Genomic DNA, 21,720 nt, shown 5'->3' on the forward strand with positions numbered 1-21,720 from the left:
GCGAGCCGCGGCCGATGCCGCAGACGCCGTGGCCGCTGGTGCAGCCGGCGCCGAGGCGCGCCCCGAACCCGACCAGCAGACCCGCGAGGACCAGGATCGGGAACGACGCCCCGACCGTCACCGGCGGAAGGCTGCCCCCCAGGCCGGCATAGGCGAGCGGCGCCACGACGAGGCCCGCCACGAAGGCGGCCCGCCATCCGGTCTCGCGCGAGGGTGGGGCGAGCAGTCCGCCGAGGATGCCGCTGATGCCCGCGATGCGTCCATTGAAGAGGAGCAGCAGCGAGGCGGACGCTCCGATCATCGCTCCGCCGAGAACCGCGCTGACGGGGGTGAAGCCTTCCATCTCGATCTGTCCCGAATCGCGATCCGGGTTGGTGCCCGAACCGGCCGCGGGAACGCTGCCCGCGCGAACATTAGATTATGCTCATTTAGCAAAATCTAATGTAACGGCAAGCGGGAATGCGACCCGGCGGAGAGTCGACCGAGGGTCAGGTGCGGCTGCGCACCAGCGGGGCTCCGCGGTCGATTGCCGAGGCCGTGCCAGACCTCAGGGATGGATGTAGGCGAACCCCATGCCCTGCAGGCGCCCCAGTTCGGCGACGCCGCTCGGCACGAGGTCGTCTTCGCCGACGCCGTACAGGGTGGTGCGGTCGATCTTCCGTTCGCGCAGGGTGTTGGCGCAGACCAGGAACCGCACGCCCATCCCCTTGAGCGCGTCGATGCGGCCGGCGAGCTCCTTGTCATTCGCAGCCGACTGGAAAAGCCCGACCCCGTCGCCGAGGCTCACCACGCGGATCTCGACATGCGCCTTGCCCACGGCCTCGACGTGATTGCGGAGGTTGGCGAGCAGGCGCTTGAAGTAGGCTGATCCGTTCGGGCCGCCCCCACCGTTGTGATAGACCACCTTCTGGTCGGCGTAGTAGCCGGCCGGCGCCTCCGAACCGGCGCGGACCGTCCCGATGCCCATCGTCGCGAGGATGACCGCCAGCATCAGGCTCCTAAAGACCGTCGTCATCCGCCACTCCATCGTCCGTCAGGGGTTCGGGCGCCGCCGAGGCGCCGCGCGAAAGGTCGTCGAGGCGCGCACGGTCGAGGCTGCCGGTGGTCTCCGGCGCGGCCGGCCGCGCGGCGTGTGCGGTGCCCTGCGACCCGAGCACGACGACCTTCGAGCCGGTGGGCACGCGTCGATGCAGGTCGATGACGTCCTGGTTGAGCATGCGGATGCATCCGGAAGAAACCGCCTCGCCGATGCTCCAGGGCTCGGTGGTGCCATGGATGCGGTAGAGCGTGTCCTTGCCGTCCTTGAACAGGTAGAGCGCCCGGGCACCAAGGGGATTGCGTGCGCCCCCGGGCATGCCCCCGGCCCAACGCCCGTTCCGGTCGGGGTCACGCCGGAGCATGTCGGGGGTCGGCGTCCAGCGCGGCCAGGACGCCTTGCGCGCGACCGTTGCCTCCCCGGTGAACTCGAAGCCGGCCTTGCCCACTCCGACCCCATAGCGCATCGCCTTGCCGCCCTCCATGACGAGGTAGAGGAAGCGCCTGTAAGGATCGACCACCACGGTGCCGGGCGGCTGCCGGGTCGGATAGTCCACGACCTGGCGGACGTTGCGGGCCTTGAGGTCGTGCGGCTCGACCGCATCGACCGGGAACGGCTCGTCCGTGATGGCGGCATAGCGGCGGACAGCATCCGCCGGTAGGCGCGGCCCCACCTCCGCGACCGGACCGGGGGCACCCATCGAGGCCGAACAGGCCCCGAGCGCTGCGGCGAGCGCGAGGAGCGCCACGAGGCGCAGGACCGGCCGCATTACGAGCGGCCCTTGGCGCGCGCCTGTGCCACCGCCTGCTTGAAGCCGTCGTAGTCGAGGGCGGCAGCGACCTTGAGCGGGCCGATCAGGAAGACCGGCGTGCCCTGTAGGCCGAGGGCGTCCGCCTGGTCGAGGTTGCGCTGGAGCAGGGCGGCGATCTCGCCCTGGTGGGACGCCCGGTCCGACTCCAGCCGGGCCATGTCGACGCCGGAGGCGGACACCGCCTCCAGCATCCGCTCCTTCGGGATCTTGCGGCCGGGGATGCCCATCAGCGTGCGATGCACGTCGTCGTAGCGCCCCTGGTACCTCGCCGCGAGGGCGAGCTGGGCGCCGTAGACGGAAGCCTCGCCGAGGATCGGCCAGTCCTTGTGGACGAGGCGGATGCGACCGTCCGCCTTCACCAGCCTGAGCAGGTCGGGCTCGGCCTTCTTGCAGAAGGGACAGTTGTAATCGAGGAAGGCGACGATGGTCAGGTCACCCTTCGGGTTGCCCGAGACCGGCGCCTCCGGGTCGTTGAGGATGGCGTTGGCGTCGATGCCCTCGGCGCGGGCGGGACCGACGGCCAGCCGTGCGAGGGCTGCGGCGGGCAGAAGGGCGAGCAGGGTCCTGCGGTCCATGACGGTCTCCTTGGAAGTGTCGAAAGGGGGATGGCTCAAGCGCCGACGAGGGCGAGGCGGCGCGCCAAGTCCTCGACCGTGAGCTCGCCCTCGGTGCGGGCCTCGCCGATCTCGCCGCCGTCGGGGCGCATCAGGATGAGGGTCGGCGGGCCGACCACCTCGAAGCGGCGCATCAGGGCGCGGGTGTCGGCGTCGTCGCGGGTAACGTCGGCGCGGATGACCGAGACGGCCTTGAGCCGCTCCCGGATGCCGGAATTTGCGAGGACCGTCCGCTCGTTCGTCCGGCAGACGGTGCACCAGTCGGCGGCGAACTCGACCAGCACCGGCTTGCCCTCGGCTCGGGCCGCCAGGAGCGTGGCCTCGAAGGCGGAAAGCGTGGAGACCGTGCGGCTTCCGGCGACATGATCCGCTTGCGACCAGCCGAGGCCGGCGAGGGGCCGCAGCGGGTCGTCCGCGCCCGTCGCAGCCCCGAACAAGAGGAGCCCCCCATAGGCGAAGGCCACCAAGCCGGCCGCGCGACCGGCGCATGACGGACGGCCGTTCGTGGTCAGCATCGCGAGCGCCAGCCCGGTGCCGATGGCGAGCGCAGCCCAAAGCAGGAGGGACAATCCGTCCGGCAGCAGGCGTGTCACGAGCGAGGCCGCGAGAGCGAGGAAGACGAAGCCGAAAGCTTGCTTCGCCCGCTCCAGCCAAGGGCCGGACCGGGGCAGGATGCCCGCACCGAACGCGCCGACCAGCACCAGCGGCGCGCCCATCCCGAGGCCGAGGGCGAAGAGGGCCAGCGCCCCGCGCAGGACATCCCCCGTTTGGGCGACGTAGAGCAGTGCGGCGGCGAGCGGCGGCGTCACGCACGGTCCGACGACGAGGGCCGAGCTGAAGCCGAGGAACGCGGCCCCGGCGACCGATCCTCCCTGCGCCGCCGGGGCGCCGAAGCGGTCCCGCCACCAGCGCGGCGCCTGCAGATCGAACAGGCCGAACATCGACAGGGCAAGCGCGACGAAGGCGGCGGCCATTAGGCCGAGGGCGAGCGGTGTCTGGAGCGCAACCTGCAGGTTGCGGCCGAGCCAAGCCGCCGCGACGCCGAGGCTGGCATAGGCCGCAGCCATGGCGAGGACGTAGCTTCCGGACAGCGCGAGGCCCCGCCCCGGCGTGAGGCCTTGGCCCGAGCGGACGATCATGCCCGACAAGATCGGCACCATCGGCAGGACGCAGGGGGTGAACGCCAGGAGGAGGCCGAGCCCGAACATGCCCGCCAGGACGCCGACGAGGTTGCCAACAAGGAGGGCCGCCGGTCCGGCGGGGAAGACGTCCCGGCGGGTAGGCGCGGCGGCCGTTTCGCCTGCGGGGGTGGCTTCGCCGCCATGGGATGCGTCGGCGCTCGCCAGGGCGGCAAGGTCCAGCCGCTTCGTGACCGGCGGGTAGCAGAGGCCACGCTCGGCGCAGCCCTGGTAGGTGACCCGGACCTCCCGCAGCCTGGCCAGCGCCGCGCTGGGCACGATGGCCTCCACCGAGTCGTGGTAGACCTCGGTCGGCCCGAAATTCGGGTCGTCCTTTGTCTGCGCGGGCGGCGTGCTGACGGGAAGCTCCGCGCCGGCACCGGCCTCGGCGCGGATCCTGTCGCGGTAAAGGTAGGTGCCGGGCGCGATGGTCCAGCGCAGGTGGAGCGAGAGGTTCGCGTCGCGGCTCGCGACGAGTGTGAAGGGCGTTGGCCGCGCGGCGCCCTCCTGCGACCATCCCGGCGACCACGGCGCGGCGCCCGCCCAGACCAGGGCGGCGAGGATGAGGTGTGCGAGGGGCTTCGGCATGGGCGGGGTCCGGATCGGCCCGCCGCAGGTCAAAAACGCAGCTTAAGCCAGGCTTAAGCCAGGCCCGGAGGATGAGGGACGGTCAGGGGGAGACACGCATGCGCATCCTCGTCGTCGAGGACGATCCCATCCTCTCGGACGGGCTCAGGGCGGGGCTCGGCCTCGGCGGGGCGACGGTCGATTGCGTCGCGACCTGCGCCGACGCCGAGGCGGCGCTGGCCACGAGCGCGTTCTCGGCCATCGTGCTCGACTTGATGCTACCCGACGGCTCCGGCCTCGACGTGCTGCGCGGCCTGCGCCGCCGGAAGGACCGGACGCCCGTCGTCCTGCTCACGGCCCTCGACGCGGTGGCCGACCGGATCGCCGGGCTCGACGGCGGCGCCGACGACTATCTCGGCAAGCCCTTCGACCTCGACGAACTCTCGGCCCGCATCCGCGCGGTTGTCCGCCGGGCCTCGGGACGGGCCGTTGCCATCCTAGAGCACGGGGGCATCCGGCTCGATCCCGGCAGCCTCACCGTCACGGTCGATGGCGTGCCGGTCGGCCTGTCCCGGCGCGAGGTCATGGTGCTGGCGGCGCTGATGGAACGTCCGGACGTCCTCCGCTCCAAGGCCGAGCTGGAGGAGCGGCTCTACGGCTGGCAGGAGGAGGTCGAGAGCAATGCGGTCGAGGTCCACGTGCACAACCTGCGCGCCAAGATTGGCAAGCACGCCATCGAGACCGTGCGCGGCCTCGGCTACCGGATGAGGGCGCCGGCATGACATCCCTGCGCGTCAGGCTCTTCGCGATCCTGCTCCTCGCGACCGGGCTGATCTGGCTCAGCGCGGTCGCCTGGATCTACCTCGGCTCGAAGCGCGAGGTGGAGCAGGTACTCGACACCCGCCTGCAGGAGGCCGCGCGCATGGTCGGCTCCCTCGTGGGAACGGTTGGCGCTTCGACTCCCGATGGAACACACTCCACCATCCCTGCTCCGATGTCCTACGAGCGGCAGCTCTCCTGCCAGATCTGGTCCCTGGACGGGCGCATGGTGGCGCGGTCGAGCGGGGCCCCGGAGCGGCGCCTGACCGACGCACCGGCCGGCTTCTCCGAGCGCGAGGTCGACGGCGAGACCTGGCGGGTGTTCACGGTGGAGGACGCCGAGAAGGGCGTGCGCGTCATGGTCGGCGACCGCCTGGGCCTGCGCGAGCGCCTCGTCACCGACCTCATCATGGGCCTCGTCACCCCCGCGCTCCTCGTCGTGCCGTTCCTCGGGATGCTGATCTGGGCGAGTCTCGGGCGGGGCCTGCGCCCCCTGCGCCGGATGGCCCGCGACCTCGCGGGCCGCGACGCCGACGACATGAGCGCCATCGACGCCGGCCGGGCTCCGGCGGAGGTCCGGCCCTTGGCCGACGCCCTTAACGGGCTGTTCCTCAAGGTCGAGGCGGCCCGTCGGCACGAGCGGGAGGTGACGGCCTTCGCCGCGCACGAACTGCGCACGCCGCTGGCCGGACTGAAGACCCAGGCGCAGGTCGCCATGGCCACCACTGACCCGGACGTGGCGAAGGCGGCGTTGCGCCAGATCCTGACGGCCGTGGACCGCACCACCCGCCTCGTCCGGCAACTGCTCGACGCCGCCAAGCTCGACGCGGCCGGGGAGATGCCGTCCCTGGCGGAGGTCGATGTGGGCGCGCTGGTAGCCGAGACCGTCGACGGGATGCGGGTGCCGCCGGGAGTCCGCACGGTGATCGACCCGGGGCTTCGCGGCTACACCCTGCGGGCCGATGCCGAGAGCCTGCGTCTGGCGGTCCGTAACCTGCACGAGAACGCCGTGCAGCACATGGAGGCCGGCACGGTGGAGTGGACGGCGCGACCCGGTGGCGACGGTGTACTGGTGCGCGACGAGGGGCCGGGGATTCCCGCCGAGGAACTGCCCCACGTCACGACGCGCTTCTTCCGCGGGCGCCATAAGAGCGCGACGGGAAGTGGCCTCGGCCTCGCCATCGCCGAGATAGCGTCCCGCCGGAGCGGGCTGAGCCTGCGGCTGCGCAACCGGCCGGATCGCCCGGGGCTTGAGGCGGAGATCGTCCGCGCCTGACGCGGTCAGCCGAGTTCCGGGCAGAAGATGTCCTTGAGCGTCGTCAGCACCTGGGCGACGCGGGGATCCTCAAGCCTGTAATGGAGCGTCTGGCTTTCGCGGCGGTACGCGACCAGCCCGTCCTCGCGCAGCTTGGCGAGGTGCTGCGACAGGGCCGACTGGCTGAGTTCGACCGCCTCGGCGAGGCTCGTCACGTCCATCTCGCCGCGAGCGACCAGCAGGCATAGGATGAGCAAACGCTTCTCGTTGGCCAGTAGCCGGAGCAGGCGTGCCGCGTCGTAGGCCTTGTCCTGAAGCCGCATCAGTTCGCTTGGCTTGACGGCGTCCATCGGCGGCGCTCCTGAATCAGTGGTACTCGCTTATTTAGCTGCCCCTAATATAGTGTGTCTATTCCGTCTGACCATCACAGCGCATACCGGCAAGGTCAGCGGTTCGGGCCAGGAACTCTCGTCTCAATGGAGTTCGCCACCCGCGCGGAAGGCGCCCATCCTCACCGAAGCAGACCGGCCCCTTTCGGCGTAGCTAGGTCGATAGAAGGCCATCCGCTGCATGAGCGCTCCCACCTGGAAGCGGCCATTCCGCTTACGGCTAGGTGTGGCCATTCGAAACCGTCCAGATTGCTGGTTAGCGGACGCCCCTCGAAGTGGGCTGAGGTGGGGCGCGAGTAGCAGGGCTTGCTCTCTTGTTTCAGACCGCCCATCGCATCCGGCGCTATTTTAGGATTTAAAGCCGACACCCGCAGAGAGCAAGGCAAACAAAAAGCCCCGCTAAGTGCCTAGCGGAGCTTCGGAAATTTTTGGTAGCGAGGGAGGGATTTGAACCCCCGACACAAGGATTATGATTCCTCTGCTCTAACCAGCTGAGCTACCCCGCCCCACAGCGTCGCCGGCCCCTGAGGGCGTCGTCGACCGGCGGGGTATAGGGAGAGCATGCGCTTTGTGTCAACGGGGCGCATCGCGGTTCTCGCTCAATTCGTGTGGGGCCGCATCAGCGCCGCGGCGATGGCGCCAAGGCCCAGGGCAAAGACGGCGAGGCCGAGCGACAGGGCGGTGCTAGCCCCCAATGCGCTGGCGAGGGACAGCGAGCCCGTCCGGCCGGAAGCCGCGTCGATCGCCGCCAGGCCGACGCCGACGAAACTCTCGCCCACCAGCAGGCCCGAAGCGATCAAGACGCCCCGGCGGCGGGACGGTTCGAGGGCTGAAGGATCGCGCCGCCGCAGGGCACGCTCGCAGAGGAAGCCCAGCAAACCGCCGAGCCCGATCGTCATCTCAACCGACAGGGGCAGGTACATGCCGATCCCCACCGTCAGGGCGGGGAAGCTGAAGCCCCGGCGCTTCGCCCGCACTTCGAGCCACACCGCCGCGAGACCGATCAGCCCCCCGAGCAGCAGCATCGGCCAAGGCAGGGTCGCGTGGACGATGCCCTGCGTGATCTGGGTGACGAGCGCCGCCTGGGGCACCGCCAACGCCTCGCGGGGATCCATACCCGGGCGCGGCAGGGCGCCGACGAAGCCATAGGCGGAATAGAGCAGCGACAGCAGCGGCACGATCACCAGGGAGCCCACCGCCACGCCGAGCAGCAGCACCGCCTGTTGCCGCCAGGGCGTCGCGTCAACGAGTTGGCCGGTCTTGAGATCCTGAAGGTTATCGTTGGCGATGGACGAGGCGGTGACGATCACCGAGGCGGCCAGCAGCACCGCCGCCATGCCGAAGCGTTGCAGGTCCGGCGAAGCGGTCGTGCCGAGGACGAGGGGCACCGCGATGGCGCCGACCATCGCGGCGAGGATGCCGATGCCGGAGATCGGGCTCGTGGACGAGCCGAGCAATCCCGCGAGATAGCCGCACACGGCCGCCATCGCCGCGCCGAAGACGAGGCAGAACACCACGCAAGCCGCCGTGACTCCCACCGCCGCAGCGCCGCCGAGGCCGGCCTCGATGCTGAAACGCAGGAACAGGCCCGCGAGGGGAACGCTCAACGCCAGCGCGCCGAGCCCCACACACAGGATCGGCAGGTCGCGCTCCTGCCGGGGCAGATCCCGTGCCGGGCGGCCTGCCGCGGAGGCCGCGGCCTTGATGCTTGCGAGGATGGGCCGGGCGAGGGCCGCCACCGTCCAGAAGCCGCCGACCGCGATGATCCCGGCGCCGACGAGGCGCACCTGACTGGACCAGACCGCCTGGGCCGCCTCTCCCGGATTGCCCCCGGCGGACGGGCCGAAGGCGGTCAGGAGCGGCACGAGGAGGCCCCAGGCGATGACCACGCCGGTGAGCAAGGCGAGGCAGGCACCGATGCCGACGAGGTAGCCGACCCCAATCAGGGCGAGGGAGAAGCCGCTTCCGATGCTGAAGGCCGCTCCACCCACGGAGAAGGCCGTGAGCACGCCGTCAGCCAGCACCCGTAGCCCGTTGGTGAGAAAGGCGACGAGTCCCGACCCTGCTGCGGCGGCGAGCAGGGTCGACAGCCCGCCGCGCCCCTCCTCCGTATGCCCGGCGCGCAGCACCTCGGCGGCGGCGATGCCTTCCGGATAGGGCAGGTTGCTACCGGTAACGAGGGCACGCCGCAGGGGGATGGAGAAGGCGACGCCGAGCCAGCCGCCGACGAGGCAGACAAGGCTTGTTTCCCAGAACGGGAAGCCGTGCCACGTCCCGATGAGCACGAGGCCAGGCAAGACGAGGATGACGTTGCACAGGGTGCCGGCCGCCGAGGCCTGCGTCTGCACGATGTTGTTCTCGAGGATGCCGCCGCCCACGAAGCGCAGCGCCCCCATCGACAGCAGGGCCGCCGGGATCGAGGACGAGAACGTCATGCCCGTCTTCAAACCCATGTAGACGTTGGCCGCCATGAACGCGACGGTGATGACGGCGCCCAGTGCGAGACCCCGCAGGGTGATTTCCCGTCCGTGCCGTCCCGCCGCGTCGGCGACCGTGTTCCTGGCGTCCATGGAACCCCGTTCATTCCCTTGCGCGCAAGACACCACGTCCGGGCGGCCCCGACAACGTGTTGGCCTTCGAGAGAAGCCTCCCCTATCTGAGCCCCGATCGGGACGGGCGATCGCGGGGAGCGGATCGGGACACAATGAAGCAACTCGAGGCCATTATCGCCTGGACGCCGGCCCGGTGGGCCGACCTTCGGCCGGAGACCGCCGGGCAGGTCGTGGTGCTGCCGCTCTCCGAGGGCGACGCCGCCAAACGCTTCGCCATGCGGGCCGGCGCCAGTTCCTCGGCGCTGGCCAAGCTCACGGAGGAAGAACGCATCGCCCGGTTGTTCATCGACTTCCAGACCCTGGTGGTCCGCGACGGGATCGATGTGCAGGCCGCGCACCGAGCCTTTCTCGCCATCGACGAGTACCGCTTCCGCATCGCCCCCGACACGGAGGGCGCCGAGTTCGAGGACCCGCCCGAGGAAGACTGACACGGCCCCCTCATCGCCAGAAGGACGAGCCCGATGCCCCTGTCCCGCCGCGCCCTCCTCGCCGCCGCCGCCCTCGCGCCGGTCGCGCAGCGCGCCATGGCCGAAGCCCCGCTGATCAGGCGGCCGATCCCTTCCTCCGGCGAGACCCTTCCGGCCATCGGCATCGGCACGTCGCGCCGCTACGAGGTCGCGCCCGTACCGGAGCAGGTGAAGCCGCTGCGAGAGGCGGTCGAGACCTTCGTGAAGCTCGGCGGCTCGGTGATCGACACGGCCCCGAGCTACGGCACCGCCGAGGATGTGCTCGGCATGATCCTGTCCGAGGGTGATCTCCGCCGGAAGGTCTTCCTGGCGACGAAGGTCGACACGCGCGGGAGCGAGGAAACCAAGGCGCAGGTCGCCCGATCCCTCCAGCGTCTGCGCACGGATCGCCTGGACCTCGTGGCGGTCCACAACCTGATCGACACGGCCAACAACCTCACTGTCCTGCGCGGACTGAAGGAGCAGAAGACGCTCCGCTATGTCGGCGTCACCGTCTGGCGGGACAATCAGTTCGACGGGCTCGAGCCGGTGATGCGCGCCGAGAAGCTCGATTTCGTGCAGGTGAACTACGCCATCGACAATCGCGCCGCCGCCGAGCGCGTCCTTCCGCTCGCGTCCGAGAAAGGCATCGCGGTGATGGTCAACGTGCCCTTCGGGCGCGACCGGCTGTTCAAGGCGGTGCAGGGCAAGGAGGTGCCGGGGTTCGCCAAGGAGTTCGGCTGCGCGACCTGGCCCCAGTTCTTCCTGAAATACGTCCTCGGCCACCCGGCGGTGACCTGCCCGATCCCCGGCATGGCCAAGGCGGCCTATGTCCAGGACAACCTCGGCGCCGCCCACGATCCGCTGCCCGATGCCGGGCAACGCAAGCAGATGGAGGCTTTCATCGATGCGCTTTGAGAAGCTCACGCGCCGCGCGGCGCTCGCGATCGCCGTCCTGTCCTTGGCGGCGACCCCCGCGCTTGCGCAGGACCAAACGGCCAAGATCCGGATCGGCGTCATCGGCGGCGGCAATATCGGCGGCACGATCGGTGGGTTGTGGGTGAAGGACGGACACGAGGTGATGTTCGCCTCGCGCCATCCCGAGCAGTTGAAGCCGCTCGTCGATGAACTCGGGCCCAAGGCCAAGGCGGGCACGCCCGAGGAGGCGATCAAGTTCGGCGACGCCGTGTTCCTGGCGGTGCCGTACAAGGCTTATCCGGACCTGTCGAAGGAGGTCGGCCCGCTCCTGAAGGGCAAGGTCGTGCTCGATGCCGGCAATGCCACGCAGAAGCGCGATGGCGAGCTCTACGACGAGGTGCAGAAGAATGGCCTCGGGATCACCTCCGCGAAGTACTTTCCCGGAGCCAAGCTGGTGCGGGCATTCAGCACCGCCAACTACAAGGTCTTCGCCAAGGAAGGCGCCAATGGCGGCAAGGATCGCGCGGGCGGTCGCATGGCGATCCCGATCGCGGGGGACGATCCGGAGGCGCTCAAGGTCGCCGAAGGGCTGGTGCGCGATGCCGGGTTCGATCCTGTCGTGATCGGCGGGTTGAAGGACGCCGACAAGGTTGCCATCGGCGCCCCCGGCTTCGGGCACAATGTCACCGCGCCGGAACTGCGTGAGAAGCTCGGGATGGCCAAGTGAATGACCACCCGAGTGGCGGCGAGGCGGTCGCGCCCCGGCGCGGGACCCTTGCGCGGCTCATCGATATCCGGCCGGGCGAAGGCCCGGCCCTGGCCTGGTCCTGGGCCTACATCTTCTCGATCCTCGCGGCCTACTACGTCCTGCGGCCGATCCGCGACCAGATGGGCGTAGCGGGAGGCATCGAGAACCTGCCCTGGCTTTTCACCGCCACCCTCATCGGGATGCTGGCGCTGAACGTGCCCTTCGCCTGGCTGGTGAAGCGCCTGCCACGGGCGCGGTTCGTGCCGCTGACCTATCGGTTCTTCGCGCTGAACATCCTGTGCTTCGCCGCCGCGCTCTATCTGGCACCGCCGGAATGGGTCGTGTGGATCGGCCGGGTGTTCTTCATCTGGCTGTCGATCTTCAACCTGTTCGTCGTCTCGATCTTCTGGGCGACCATCGTCGATGTCTACACCAACGAGCAGGGGCGGCGGCTCTTCGGCTTCATCGCAGCCGGGGCGACGCTCGGCGCCATTGCCGGGTCCGCGACCACGGCGGGGCTCGCCAAGAACGTGCCCACCTGGGGGCTGATGCTGTGTGCCGTGGTGCTGCTGGAGGCGGCGGTGTTCTCGATGCGCGGCCTCGCCCGGCTGGCGCGGCAACTCCACGAGATGCCCGGCTCGACCGAGATGGGGGAGACGCGGGATTCCGCCATCGGCGGCAGCATCTGGTCCGGGATCACGCGGACCTTGGCCTCGCCCTATCTCCTGAACATCTGCCTGTTTCTGCTGCTGTTCTCGATCACCTCGACCTACCTGTATTTCGAGCAGGCGGGCATTGCGAAGCGCAGCTTCCCCGACCGGCAATCACAGACCGCCTTCTTCGCGAGCGTCGACCTCGCGGTGAACGTGCTGACGCTCGGCGTGCAGCTCTTCCTGACGGGCCGGATCGTCGGTCGGATCGGCGTGGCGGCGACGCTGGCGCTGCTCCCCGCCTTCAGCGTCCTCGGCTTCGCGGCCCTGGCCTTCGCCCCGACCATCGCGGTCATCGTGGCGTTTCAGGTGCTGCGCCGGGCGGGCAATTTCGCCATCGCCCGGCCGATCCGCGAAGTGCTGTTCACCGTCGTCCCGCGCGAGGACCGCTACAAGGCCAAGAGCTTCATCGACACGGTGGTCTACCGCCTGGGCGATCAGGCGGGCGCATGGTCCTTCACCGGTATCGGCGCCCTGGGGCTCGGAACGGCCGGTGTGTCGGGCGTGGCCGTTCCGCTCTCGATCCTGTGGTTCTTCAACAGTCTCTGGCTCGGCCGGGCGCAGGAACGGCGGCGGCTGGAAGCCGAATAGACACCGCCGTCGTCGCATGTCATTTCTCGGCAAAGCTTGTCCTGATTTGAGGAATCCCCACAGGGAGTGCTCTCAAATGAGCTTGGCCTAAAGCACACGGAACTCTGTCCATACAGATCCGTGCTTACAGAGAAGTTTGACCTTGTTCGCGAACGGCCCCTCACGTCCGCTCAGCTTCGCGTTTCCGTGTTCTCGACCGACTGCGGCTTCCGCGATGGCTCGGAGGATAACAAATTGCCCTCGTCTCACCGTCTCACCGTCTCACCGTCACGGTTTTTCGGATTGAGGCGGCAGTACCACAGCCTGGTTCCGGAAAAGAATCTGCGCAGCACAGTCCGCAGCAGATCCGACAACCCGCCTTGGTGCACGCTAACATGAGAATTTGTCTTGATTTCTGTTACCTCTGGAGGGGCGGTCTCATTTAAGTTTATCCCGATTTGTAGGGAACGTGATCCGCCTCGCTCCCTAGACCCGACATGCCCAGGCGCGGATGCCTGGTCCAACCCTTGGAAACAGAGGCCGGCATCAAACCCGATGCCGGCTCGATCATAGGGCCGATGGGTCCAGACCGCGTCCTTAGCGTGATCTGCGGACCGGACCATGCCCTTCGGGTTGCCGTACTTTCTTTTCGGAATGGCCGCGAGGACACCACCGGCCCCCAACGCCGGGGGGCATCCGGTCGAGCGCCCTGATCGTTCAGGTCCGAGGAGGCGCCCTGGCGGTCGGCTCGGCTGGCTTCGCCGATACCGTCGCTGCGGTCCTCACGTGTTCGGATCGGCCGCTCCACGATGATCTGGACGGCGGCCCGGCATGCACGAGGAAGCCGCCTCGGGACGAGGCGAGCCGGACGGCTGGGACAGCCGAGGCAGACTATCATGAAAGCGTGTCCCGATTTACGGCCCTGCCAATGGTACGCACTCAAGAGAGCTTATCCCGATTGTCAGGGAAGCCTGTCCTCACGCCCGGGATGTGCTTGAAGCCGGTGGCCTCCGCAGAGGGGGTGGCCTCCGCAGAGGGGCGCCCGTGACCGCGCCGCCCCTCTGCGGACATGATGATTCCCGTGTTGGGCCTGAGCCAGGACCGCTGGCCGGGACGAAACCTTTTCGGTTTCGCGGCCTGATCGGGCATCCACTCCCCGGAATTGCCGCGCGCAGGAATGCTCTCCGCTTTCGACGGGCAGGGCGACACCCACGTCGGACGGGGTCTGCGGAGAGCGGGGAGCGTTTGCGAGGCGGTCGTCGAGCTCCCTGCCCTCTTCCTTCGTCGAGGTCACGAAATCGGGGACCGCGGGTCGAAACACCGGTCCTGGGCGGGCACAGCCCCGACGCCGTCGGTCATCGAGGCCGTCTCAGCTCGCCGCGCTCAGGTCCCTTGCCCTCCTGAGCACGCCGACCATGGCTGGTTCGATGTCCGTCGAGCGAGTGACCGAGGCACCCCCGCCGGGAACAAGATCCAGGTCGTGGCGGCGACCGAGCGCCGTGGGCTCGCTCATGAGGCGCCGGCACAGCAATTCCGCCAACGACGGATCCTCGACGGCACAGACGATCTGCCGGCCCGACCGCTGCAGGGCCGACAGGACCTCGACCAAGTGCAAGGCCCGGAAATCATCGATGTGCTGGACCGGGTCGTCGAGCATGAGCGTCCGCCAATTGCACCATGGCCGGGACAGGTGAACGGAGAGGAGGAAGGCCAGCCCGGCCGCACGCCTCTGCCCGCTGCTGAACACGAATTGCGGGTTCAAGCCGTTGCCGACCCGCAGGCTCAGGAAACGCCTGACGTCGCCGCGTATGCCGTAATCGATGGTCCGCCACTCGGAATGCGGGCGAAGCCGCTGGTACAGCTCGTTCAGCAGCGGGCTGATAACCGCCAGGCGCTCGTCGATGATCTCGGCATTCGTCCTGCGGACCGTACGATCCAGCGTCCGGGCGGTCGTCACCGCAGCGTGGGCGCGCGCGAGCCGGTCGCTCGCGTCGTCGGCCTCTGCCCGAAGCGCTTCGAGGCGCGCTTCGAGCTCCGTTACGCGTTCCACCGCCTGCGAAGCTTCCAAGGTGAGGATGCTCCGTTCCAGGTCGATCAACCGACTCCTTTCGGCCTCCACCACCTCCTCCAGGGCCTCTGGGTCGTAGGCCAGCTCTCCATCCAGGGAACGTCGCACGAGCTCGGCCGAAAGCGCCTCTTCCCGGGCTTCCAGCTCGGCTTGGGCGGACGCGAGGCGATGGACGACCGTCTCGGCCTGCTTCAGGATCTCGCCGGCATCCTCGACCCGGGTTCGGGCCGCCGCGACCTCGCCTCGCGCCTCCGGCACTGCCGACCGCCGGGCGGCGAGGCGCTGGCGCGCGGATGCGAGCCCCGTCTCGAACTCGGGGGCGCCCTGCGGCGCGCGGCATAGCGGGCAACGGTCGTCATGCAGGCCGATCCGGCTGCCGTGATCGACCAGGATCGCGAGCGACGCGGCGAGGCCGTCGCTTTCCTGTTCACGGTCCAGGCGCGCCTCGGCGGCCTGCAGCTGGCGGCGGGCTTCCTGGACCGCGACCTCGGCTTCGGCCACCGCCACCGCGTCCCGGCCTGCGCTGTCGCCGTGTCGCGCGACCGTGTCGCGCAATGCGGCCACCGCGCGAGCCTCGTCGGCGACCCATCCCATCTCGCCGAGGTTCGAACGGCGCCTGGCCAGCGTCTTCCGAGCTGCCGCGACCCGAGCTCCCAGGTCGGGGCCGGCCCCAGGCGTAAGCTCGTCCAGGGTGGCAAGGACGGCCGCGACGTCCCCGGCCTGCAGGGCGACGTCCCGGATCTGCTCCAAGTCGGTCAGCGCCGCGGTCAGACGTGCGCGCGCCTCCTCATAGGCCTGCGCGGCGGCATTGTGTACGGCCTCGGCGGAGGACAGGGCCTCGCGAGCCTTGGCGGCGTAATCCGGACCCTCGATGGCGCCCAGCGCCGCGCGCACGAACTCGAACCGTTGCGTTTCCGTCAGGTCGAGGCTGAGCGCAGCGATCCATTCGTCGCGAATGATGGATGTCCTGCAGACCTGCTGGAGGGCCCGCTCGGGCTGCGCGCCCGGAACGCAGAGCATCGCCTCGATGCGTGCCGCGTCCCGGTCGGCGCCGGTCTCGCGCGAGCGCGTCACTGCGAAGCCGCTCCCGTCATCGGCGCGGAATCCCACGGTGACGAAGTGCGCCTCCGGGTGGCCTTCGCCGCGCCACCAGACGTAGTCGTCGAGGCTTTCCTTCGCCGCCTTGTCGACGAGGTACTTGTCGATTTGGCCGGTGAGGGCGAACTCGACCGCGTCGCACAGCGTGCTCTTCCCGACGCCGTTGCGTCCGCAGATCACGGTGAAGCCAGTGCCGAAATCGACCCGCTGGCGCTCCAGGAAGCCCCGGAAGCCGCACAGTTCGAGGTAGTCGAGCCTCATGGCGCATCCACCAGGATGCGCGCCACCTCGGAAGCGCTCGCCGCGCCCAGGAACGCGGCCACAGCGTCGTCCGGCAGGTCGCTCAAGCGCGCCCGCAGACGGGCCCGGTAATCGGCCCCGCCGATCTCGGGTGCGCTGAGGACCGGCAGGAGGGGCAACAACGTTCTTCGCAAATCGGCCACCGTGCGCAAGTCGCCGCGCGCGATCTTGCGGGTCATGGAGAAGTCCTCCTCGATCCGCTCGATCCGCCGCGCGAGGGCCGGTTCGGAGCCGCAAGCCAGGAACAAGGCGTAAACGTTCCAGGCCTTTGTGCCTGCAGAGCGCAACGAGGCCGCATGCCGGCCGAGCGTGGCCTGCTGGATTTGCTGCCAATCGGCGAGCAGGCTCTCGCCGCTCGCGAAGACGTGCAGGAATCCGACGACCGCCGCGTTCTCGAAGCAGACGACCGGCACGCTGCCGCCCGGCCAGGTCCAAGTCTCATAGCCTGCCGACCGGAGGAGCACCTCGGATTGAGTCGCTATGTCCATCACACGTCGAGCTCCCTGCGGGCGGCGGGAAGGTCGAGCCATGCCGCGGAGGCGCTCGGCCGGATTATGTCGCCCGGTCGCCCTTCCCGAACGACGTTCAACGGCAGGCCGACGTCGGTGGCTCCGGCGCAGACCACGATGTCGGCGACCTCGAACGGCGTCTCCCTGAACCGGTCCTGCACCGTCTGGAGCAGCATGCCCGAACCGTTCACGACCCTGATCCGGCGGCCCGCGAGATCATAGCCGACGGGGGTCTGGCTGGCACCGGCACGCCGCAGCAACAGGTGCGCGTAGCCCAGGACCTCGGACGGCCCCGGGTTCCGCAAGGTCGCCGCGGCGGTGGCCGGCACGCCCTCGGCGTCCCGTCGAAGGTCGTAGAGTTCCTCGCTGCCCAGGTCGGGCGGATCGAGCCAGCCCGCCTCACACTCCGCTCCGAGCTCGCTCTCCAACGCGGCGCGCCCGGCGTGCAGGACCTTGCGTAGGTACGCCTGGGAAAACGCCCTCCGGAGTTCGTCTAGGACTTCGGCCCCCGAACGCTGAACATGCGTGAACCGGACGTTCTCCGAATTGGCCAGGGTCCAGAGTTCGGGCGCCTTGGCCTGCAGGACGTCCTCGGGCGCCAAATCGACCAGCGTCACCGACAGCGGCGCGACGCCCGTCAATGCCTCGGCGAGAACGGTGTTGAGATAGGACCAATCCGACCAGAAGCCGACGACGAGCAGGTCGCTCTCGCGGAGGTGGTGGGCCATCCACGTCTTCGTCTTCTCGATGCGCGCGGCGATCACCCGGTCCTCGGTGAGCTGTGAGGCCGTCCAGACCGTGGCGCGCCGCTCGCGGACGGAGCAGCCATGAAACTTGAGCAGGGGCGCGTGCTTGCGGGCCTGGACCTTTGCCTCGTCGCCGTCGAGGGAGGCGAGGAGATCGAACCCGTATTCCTGCGCGCGGCGCTCGATCAGGGTGTCGTAATTCGCCGACACGACACCGGCGGCCAAGCGCGTGATCAGGAAGTCCGCCACCGCGGCGTGCCCGACGTTGGGCGGCCGGACGAAATCCTCCCAGGGCACGAGAGCGTCGATGAAGACCGACCCGAGCATGTCCTCCTTGGCGAAGATCTCCGCCAGGGACTCCAGGTCGCCGCGCAGTTCCTGCGGGCACTCCGGATCGATGCTCATGACATAGCGGTCGTAGCACCTGGCGGCCACGGTCCAGGCCGACGGCAGGGAACTCGGCGGCGCCATCGACAGGCCGGCGCCGCAGAGGAGGACGAGGCGCCCGGCTTCCATGGAGGCGAGCAATCGCGCACGAACCGCCGCGTCCAAACCGCCCCCCTTCGTCCGCCGGATCTTCGCCAAGGCGATAGACCGGAGGCACGCCTAAGGTAAAGCAAGGTGATCCGGCTTCCCGTTGCCCGCCCCGAGGGTTCACCGGTGCGTCGCACCCTGGAAGTCTCGCCGGCATAGGTGCGCGTGGCCGCCGGGGCGATGGGAAGGTTCGAGGCGTCTCATCCCGGGCCAGCATACGAACACGTGCTGGTGCGTCATGCCTGACTTGGAGGCCCGCCAGACCAACGTCGGGAAGATCCGGCTGCGGTTTCCTTACGGCAGCGTGAGTTGCACCGCGTGCGGAGCTTTGGCGGGTAGGCCGTACAACTCGCCCATCCGAGCGACGAACTCGGTCTGACCTCCGTAGCTGGGATGCCGGACCCGCTCGGCCGCCATACCCAAGTCCGCCAACGCCGCCTCGGCATCCCTCCCGATGGCGACCAGGACCCGGGGCCGCAATTCCGACACCAGCCATTCGAGGAGGTGGCGGGACGCCTGCCGTTCCCGACGGGTGTGGCAGCGATTGGACAGCGGGTCGCCCGACGCGTGCGGATGGAGCGGGAAGACGTTCCAGAGGAAGATCGGACGTCGCAGGTCCCGGAGAACCTGCCAGATCACCGTCGCCGTGCGCTCGGTCATCGCGGGGCCGCGGGTTGCCCGCGCCAGCGGCAATTGACCGTAGAGGCCGGCATGGGCGGAGAGGTGGGCCTCGTCCGTGAGCGCCAGGCCCGTGCGCCGCCCGCCACGGTACCCGAGGTCGCGCGCGATCCAGATCGAGTCGACGCCTCCGGCGAGGGCCGCCTCCAGCACGAGGCGCAGGTTCTCACGCCGGACCTGGGGCGCACCGACGCCGTCGTGGTCCGGGCAGGCCTCGGCGTAGGGGTTGAAGGTGTCGCTGAAGCGAAGCGCCGCGAGGGCCTCGATGAAGGCGCCAGGTGTCATGTCGGCAGGTCCTCGACCAGCATCTTCCGCCCGACCAGATCGAGCCGAAGGCGCCCGCGGCGCTTCTCCCGCAAGAAACGAAACGCTTCGTTACCGGCGAGGATGGCCTCTTCCCAAAGCCAGAGCGGGCAGGCCTCGACCTCGTAGCCGCGCACGAATTGCCTCACCGATTTCAGGAAGGCGAAGCCCAGGTCGCCCGGGCGCTGTCCTTCGAAGAAGCCGAGCTGCTTCGCCTCACCGAAGACGAACGTCGCCACGCCCTCCTCGATCAGGATCGCGCGCGCTCCGTCCTGCCCCTCGTCGACGCGGGCCTCGCTTTTCCTCTTCAGGCGGAACAGCGCGCGCGTCACCGGCGACCAGCCGAGGACGGCGGCGTAGGCATAGTGGAAGGCGTCGTGGAACCGGTAATCGTCCGGCTTCATGATGTTGTCGGTCAGGCGGTCGCCGATGAAGATGCCGTTGCATCGCTGCACGACGTACCGCCTGTCGTTCCCGCCGGTGCGCTCGAAGATGTCGATGGTCAACGCGCGGGGTAGGCGCTCTTCGTCCGGGAACGCCTCGTCGAACAGCGGCGGGGCGACGCGCGTCGCCGGCCAACGGTCCTCGGCCTTCGCGAGGTTGCGCATGGCGGCCTGCTCCAGGGTGACGCCGGCCTCGTTCGCGGCCGCGACGAGAAGGCCGAACACTGCGGAGAGACGCTCCAGGAGGTCCGGGCTTCCCGCGAGGTCGCCCCGCGCCCCCAGCGCGGCCAGCCGGCCGACGGCCCCGGCCAGCTGTAGCAGGGTGTGCTCGAAGGCGACGGTCGGGACGTGCAAAGGCAAGGCACGCTGCGGCTGCACGTCCGCGAAGGTCGGCTCGGGTCCCCCGGCGAGGTCCCGGCCGGCGAGATCCCCCAAGCGCAGCCCGGCGTGATCGGCGATCACCGCCAGGTACCAGAGCGCGTCGCCCATCTCCTCGACGACGCTCGCCTCGTAGCCGAGATAGGACCGCGCGTCGCGCTGCTTCTTCTTGGTCTCGCTCAGCAGGCTGCCCGTCTCGCCGAAGAGGCCGAGCACGGCCAGGTCGAGGCCGGTGCCCTTCCCTCGCGTCCGGTCCGTCCGGACCGCCCCGGCTTGATAACCGTTCAGGCTAAGCGGCGCCGTATCCATGTCCCCTCCCCGCTCCAGGTTGGCCTATCCTCAGGTTGCCATCGTCGGACCTTTCCGGCGCTCAGTCCAGGGTGCCGGTGCCCACCCGCGCCGCCGCGGACGGACCCTTGCCATACCGACCGCGGCTGACCACCTAAGCTTTACTGAGCCAGGCTCCCGGGCGTAATGCGCGACGGAAGGACCTGGGCACCGGGGAGAAGCCGCACATGCCGAAGGTTTGCGTGCTCGGTCCTGTCGACGACGAGGAACGCACGGCCCTGCTCAAGCTCTTGGCCGAGGCGGGCTGCGATGTCGTGGACGAGGAGGTCGCCGCCGTCGAGCCCGGCGAAGGGGAGGACGACGAGGGGGAAGACGGCGAGCACGTCGAGGATCCCGTTGCGCCGGAAGACGACGAGCCCGCACCCGCGGATGACGAGGCCCCCGCCGGTCACGCCGAGACGCCGGACGAGGACTTGGGGGTGATCGTGCTGTCTCCCGATTGCCTCGCGGACGAGGAGCTGGGGCGCGTGATGCAGCGGGCCGCCGCCCAGGGTCGTCGCGTGATCGGGATCTGGCCTCCTGGAACCCAGGACGAGACGCTGCCGCGCGCGTTCGAGGATTACGGCGGGGATACCGTCCCCTGGGATGCGGGCAGCCTGCGGGGCGCCCTACCGCGGAGGAACGCGAAGCCCGAGTGGTTGAAGCCCGACGCCCAGCCGCGGGCGGAGCGCCAGACCAAGCGGAACAAGTGCTGAGGCCGGCGTGCGCGTCCACTCCTACGTGATCGACCACGACCTCGGGTTCGCGCCCAATCCGTTCCACCGGGTGTGCACGCTGAGCGCGTGCAAACCGCTGATCCGGCAGCACGCGAGCGTCGGGGACTTCGTGGTCGGGACCGGCTCGATCCCGAACGGGATCAAGGACCGTGTCGTCTACTGGATGCGGGTCGACGAGATCCTCACCTTCGACCGGTACTGGGACGACGCTCGCTTCGGCGCCAAGCGACCGGTGATGTCCGGCAGCCGCATGCAGATCTACGGCGACAACATCTATCGCCGCTCGGCCGACGGCACCTTCGTCCAGGCCGATTCCTTCCATAGCGAGCCCGGGGGCGTCACCAGCCTGCCGAACCTGGTGCGCGACACCGGTCGGACGGACCGGGTGCTTCTCGGGCGCGAATACGCCTACTGGGGCGGTTCGGGCCCGCTGGTCCCCCAGGAACTGAGCGATCTCGTGCACAGCACGCAGGGCCATCGAAACCAGTTCACGCCCGAGCGGGTGAGCGCCTTCGTGACATGGCTCCGCGGCATGCCGGGCCGCGGCTTGCTGGGTCGGCCGGCGAACTGGCCAGCCTGAGAGCCGAGCGCCCCGGCGGCCCCACCGCCGGCGAACCCGGCCACGAGGCCATGGGCGTGACCCGCTACGAGGTGGCCTCGCCCCGGTCCTTCGGCGACATCGACGCCGCGCGCCGGCTGCCCCCGACGGGCGGCTAGGAAGGCGGCGCTTGCCGGAATGAGCCTGGCTCAGAAGCCTCTACCGCCGACTTGTCCCGTGCGATGCCAAGGGGCTTTCGAGTAGGGGTGACGGGCGGCGACCTTTCATCCGAGCCGGTCGGAAGTCCGGGCGGACAGCCGCTCGTGGCCATGGATCTGGCCTCGATCCGTCGAGCCACGGTGGCGGGACGCGAGCCGAGACCAGGCGT

20 protein-coding genes and 1 tRNA gene are annotated in these 21,720 nt (G+C 69.4%); 8 read left to right on the forward strand and 13 right to left on the reverse strand.

What is annotated here, in order from left to right; all coding sequences use genetic code 11:
- From J4O73_RS00005 to dsbD, 5 genes are all read right to left on the reverse strand, one after another.
- Positions 1–343: YeeE/YedE family protein (locus J4O73_RS00005; RefSeq protein WP_426213960.1), on the reverse strand; the 343-nt coding region annotated here is incomplete at its 3' end.
- Positions 344–547: 204 nt separating this feature from the next.
- The gene (locus J4O73_RS00010) at positions 548–1,015 is read right to left on the reverse strand and encodes a DsrE family protein (RefSeq protein WP_426213961.1); all 468 of its coding nucleotides are present in this window, start codon (positions 1,013–1,015) and stop codon (positions 548–550) included.
- Entirely contained in the window at positions 999–1,805 is an 807-nt protein-coding gene (locus J4O73_RS00015; RefSeq protein WP_426213962.1) for a L,D-transpeptidase, read from the reverse strand. Before J4O73_RS00015 ends, J4O73_RS00010 begins: the two co-directional genes overlap by 17 nt.
- Positions 1,805–2,422 carry a DsbA family protein gene (locus tag J4O73_RS00020; protein ID WP_426213963.1) on the reverse strand — a complete coding sequence of 206 codons (618 nt, stop codon included), beginning with the start codon at positions 2,420–2,422 and terminating at the stop codon, positions 1,805–1,807. The genes J4O73_RS00015 and J4O73_RS00020 overlap by 1 nt, the downstream gene beginning before the upstream one ends.
- Before the next feature lie 35 nt (positions 2,423–2,457).
- A complete protein-coding gene (gene dsbD, locus J4O73_RS00025) occupies positions 2,458–4,227 on the reverse strand; it encodes a protein-disulfide reductase DsbD (protein ID WP_426213964.1) in 1,770 nt (589 codons plus the stop codon).
- 98 nt (positions 4,228–4,325) lie between these two features.
- Between dsbD and J4O73_RS00030 the strand changes: the two genes are divergently transcribed.
- The gene (locus J4O73_RS00030) at positions 4,326–4,988 is read left to right on the forward strand and encodes a response regulator (RefSeq protein WP_426213965.1); all 663 of its coding nucleotides are present in this window, start codon (positions 4,326–4,328) and stop codon (positions 4,986–4,988) included.
- On the forward strand, positions 4,985–6,301 hold the full coding sequence (locus J4O73_RS00035; protein ID WP_426213966.1) for an ATP-binding protein: 1,317 nt from the start codon (positions 4,985–4,987) through the stop codon (positions 6,299–6,301). The genes J4O73_RS00030 and J4O73_RS00035 overlap by 4 nt, the downstream gene beginning before the upstream one ends.
- Positions 6,302–6,306: 5 nt before the next feature.
- Here J4O73_RS00035 and J4O73_RS00040 read toward each other — a convergent pair whose 3' ends face one another.
- From J4O73_RS00040 to J4O73_RS00050, 3 genes are all read right to left on the reverse strand, one after another.
- Positions 6,307–6,630 carry an ArsR/SmtB family transcription factor gene (locus J4O73_RS00040; protein WP_426213967.1) on the reverse strand — a complete coding sequence of 108 codons (324 nt, stop codon included), beginning with the start codon at positions 6,628–6,630 and terminating at the stop codon, positions 6,307–6,309.
- Between the two features lie 468 nt (positions 6,631–7,098).
- A tRNA-Met gene (locus tag J4O73_RS00045) sits at positions 7,099–7,175 on the reverse strand.
- A 93-nt stretch (positions 7,176–7,268) separates the two neighbouring features.
- Entirely contained in the window at positions 7,269–9,239 is a 1,971-nt protein-coding gene (locus J4O73_RS00050; protein WP_426213968.1) for an OPT family oligopeptide transporter, read from the reverse strand.
- Positions 9,240–9,373: 134 nt separating this feature from the next.
- Here J4O73_RS00050 and J4O73_RS00055 point away from each other — a divergent pair, with 134 nt between their 5' ends.
- From J4O73_RS00055 to J4O73_RS00070, 4 genes are read left to right on the forward strand one after another with little or no spacing between them, the layout of a single operon-like run.
- Positions 9,374–9,709 (forward strand): hypothetical protein, encoded by a 336-nt coding sequence (locus tag J4O73_RS00055; RefSeq protein WP_426213969.1) that lies wholly within the window; start codon positions 9,374–9,376, stop codon positions 9,707–9,709.
- 33 nt (positions 9,710–9,742) lie between these two features.
- Positions 9,743–10,645 (forward strand): aldo/keto reductase, encoded by a 903-nt coding sequence (locus tag J4O73_RS00060; RefSeq protein ID WP_426213970.1) that lies wholly within the window; start codon positions 9,743–9,745, stop codon positions 10,643–10,645.
- On the forward strand, positions 10,635–11,372 hold the full coding sequence (locus tag J4O73_RS00065; RefSeq protein WP_426213971.1) for an NADPH-dependent F420 reductase: 738 nt from the start codon (positions 10,635–10,637) through the stop codon (positions 11,370–11,372). The genes J4O73_RS00060 and J4O73_RS00065 overlap by 11 nt, the downstream gene beginning before the upstream one ends.
- The gene (locus J4O73_RS00070; RefSeq protein WP_426213972.1) at positions 11,369–12,694 is read left to right on the forward strand and encodes an NTP/NDP exchange transporter; all 1,326 of its coding nucleotides are present in this window, start codon (positions 11,369–11,371) and stop codon (positions 12,692–12,694) included. The genes J4O73_RS00065 and J4O73_RS00070 overlap by 4 nt, the downstream gene beginning before the upstream one ends.
- Before the next feature lie 1,348 nt (positions 12,695–14,042).
- Here the strand turns inward: J4O73_RS00070 and J4O73_RS00075 are convergent.
- From J4O73_RS00075 to J4O73_RS00095, 5 genes are all read right to left on the reverse strand, one after another.
- Positions 14,043–16,100: an ATP-binding protein gene (locus J4O73_RS00075; RefSeq protein ID WP_050735150.1), complete on the reverse strand. Its 2,058-nt coding sequence runs from the start codon at positions 16,098–16,100 to the stop codon at positions 14,043–14,045.
- Positions 16,097–16,552, reverse strand: coding sequence for a hypothetical protein (locus J4O73_RS00080; protein WP_236961626.1), 456 nt, complete (start codon positions 16,550–16,552; stop codon positions 16,097–16,099). The genes J4O73_RS00075 and J4O73_RS00080 overlap by 4 nt, the downstream gene beginning before the upstream one ends.
- 74 nt (positions 16,553–16,626) lie before the next feature.
- On the reverse strand, positions 16,627–17,946 hold the full coding sequence (locus tag J4O73_RS00085; RefSeq protein ID WP_426213973.1) for an SIR2 family protein: 1,320 nt from the start codon (positions 17,944–17,946) through the stop codon (positions 16,627–16,629).
- A gap of 276 nt (positions 17,947–18,222) precedes the next feature.
- Positions 18,223–18,891 (reverse strand): uracil-DNA glycosylase, encoded by a 669-nt coding sequence (locus J4O73_RS00090; RefSeq protein ID WP_050735148.1) that lies wholly within the window; start codon positions 18,889–18,891, stop codon positions 18,223–18,225.
- On the reverse strand, positions 18,888–20,039 hold the full coding sequence (locus J4O73_RS00095) for a nucleoside triphosphate pyrophosphohydrolase family protein (protein WP_050735147.1): 1,152 nt from the start codon (positions 20,037–20,039) through the stop codon (positions 18,888–18,890). Before J4O73_RS00095 ends, J4O73_RS00090 begins: the two co-directional genes overlap by 4 nt.
- Positions 20,040–20,245: 206 nt before the next feature.
- Here J4O73_RS00095 and J4O73_RS00100 point away from each other — a divergent pair, with 206 nt between their 5' ends.
- Together J4O73_RS00100 and J4O73_RS00105 are read left to right on the forward strand one after the other, a co-directional pair.
- Positions 20,246–20,773 carry a hypothetical protein gene (locus tag J4O73_RS00100; RefSeq protein ID WP_050735146.1) on the forward strand — a complete coding sequence of 176 codons (528 nt, stop codon included), beginning with the start codon at positions 20,246–20,248 and terminating at the stop codon, positions 20,771–20,773.
- A 7-nt stretch (positions 20,774–20,780) separates the two neighbouring features.
- Complete coding sequence (locus J4O73_RS00105) at positions 20,781–21,374, forward strand: hypothetical protein (RefSeq protein WP_050735145.1); 594 nt, start codon at positions 20,781–20,783, stop codon at positions 21,372–21,374.
- The last annotated feature ends 346 nt before the right edge of the window (positions 21,375–21,720 follow it).

Origin of the sequence: Methylobacterium sp. NFXW15 (assembly GCF_049887755.1) — a bacterium.
Classification (GTDB): domain Bacteria; phylum Pseudomonadota; class Alphaproteobacteria; order Rhizobiales; family Beijerinckiaceae; genus Methylobacterium.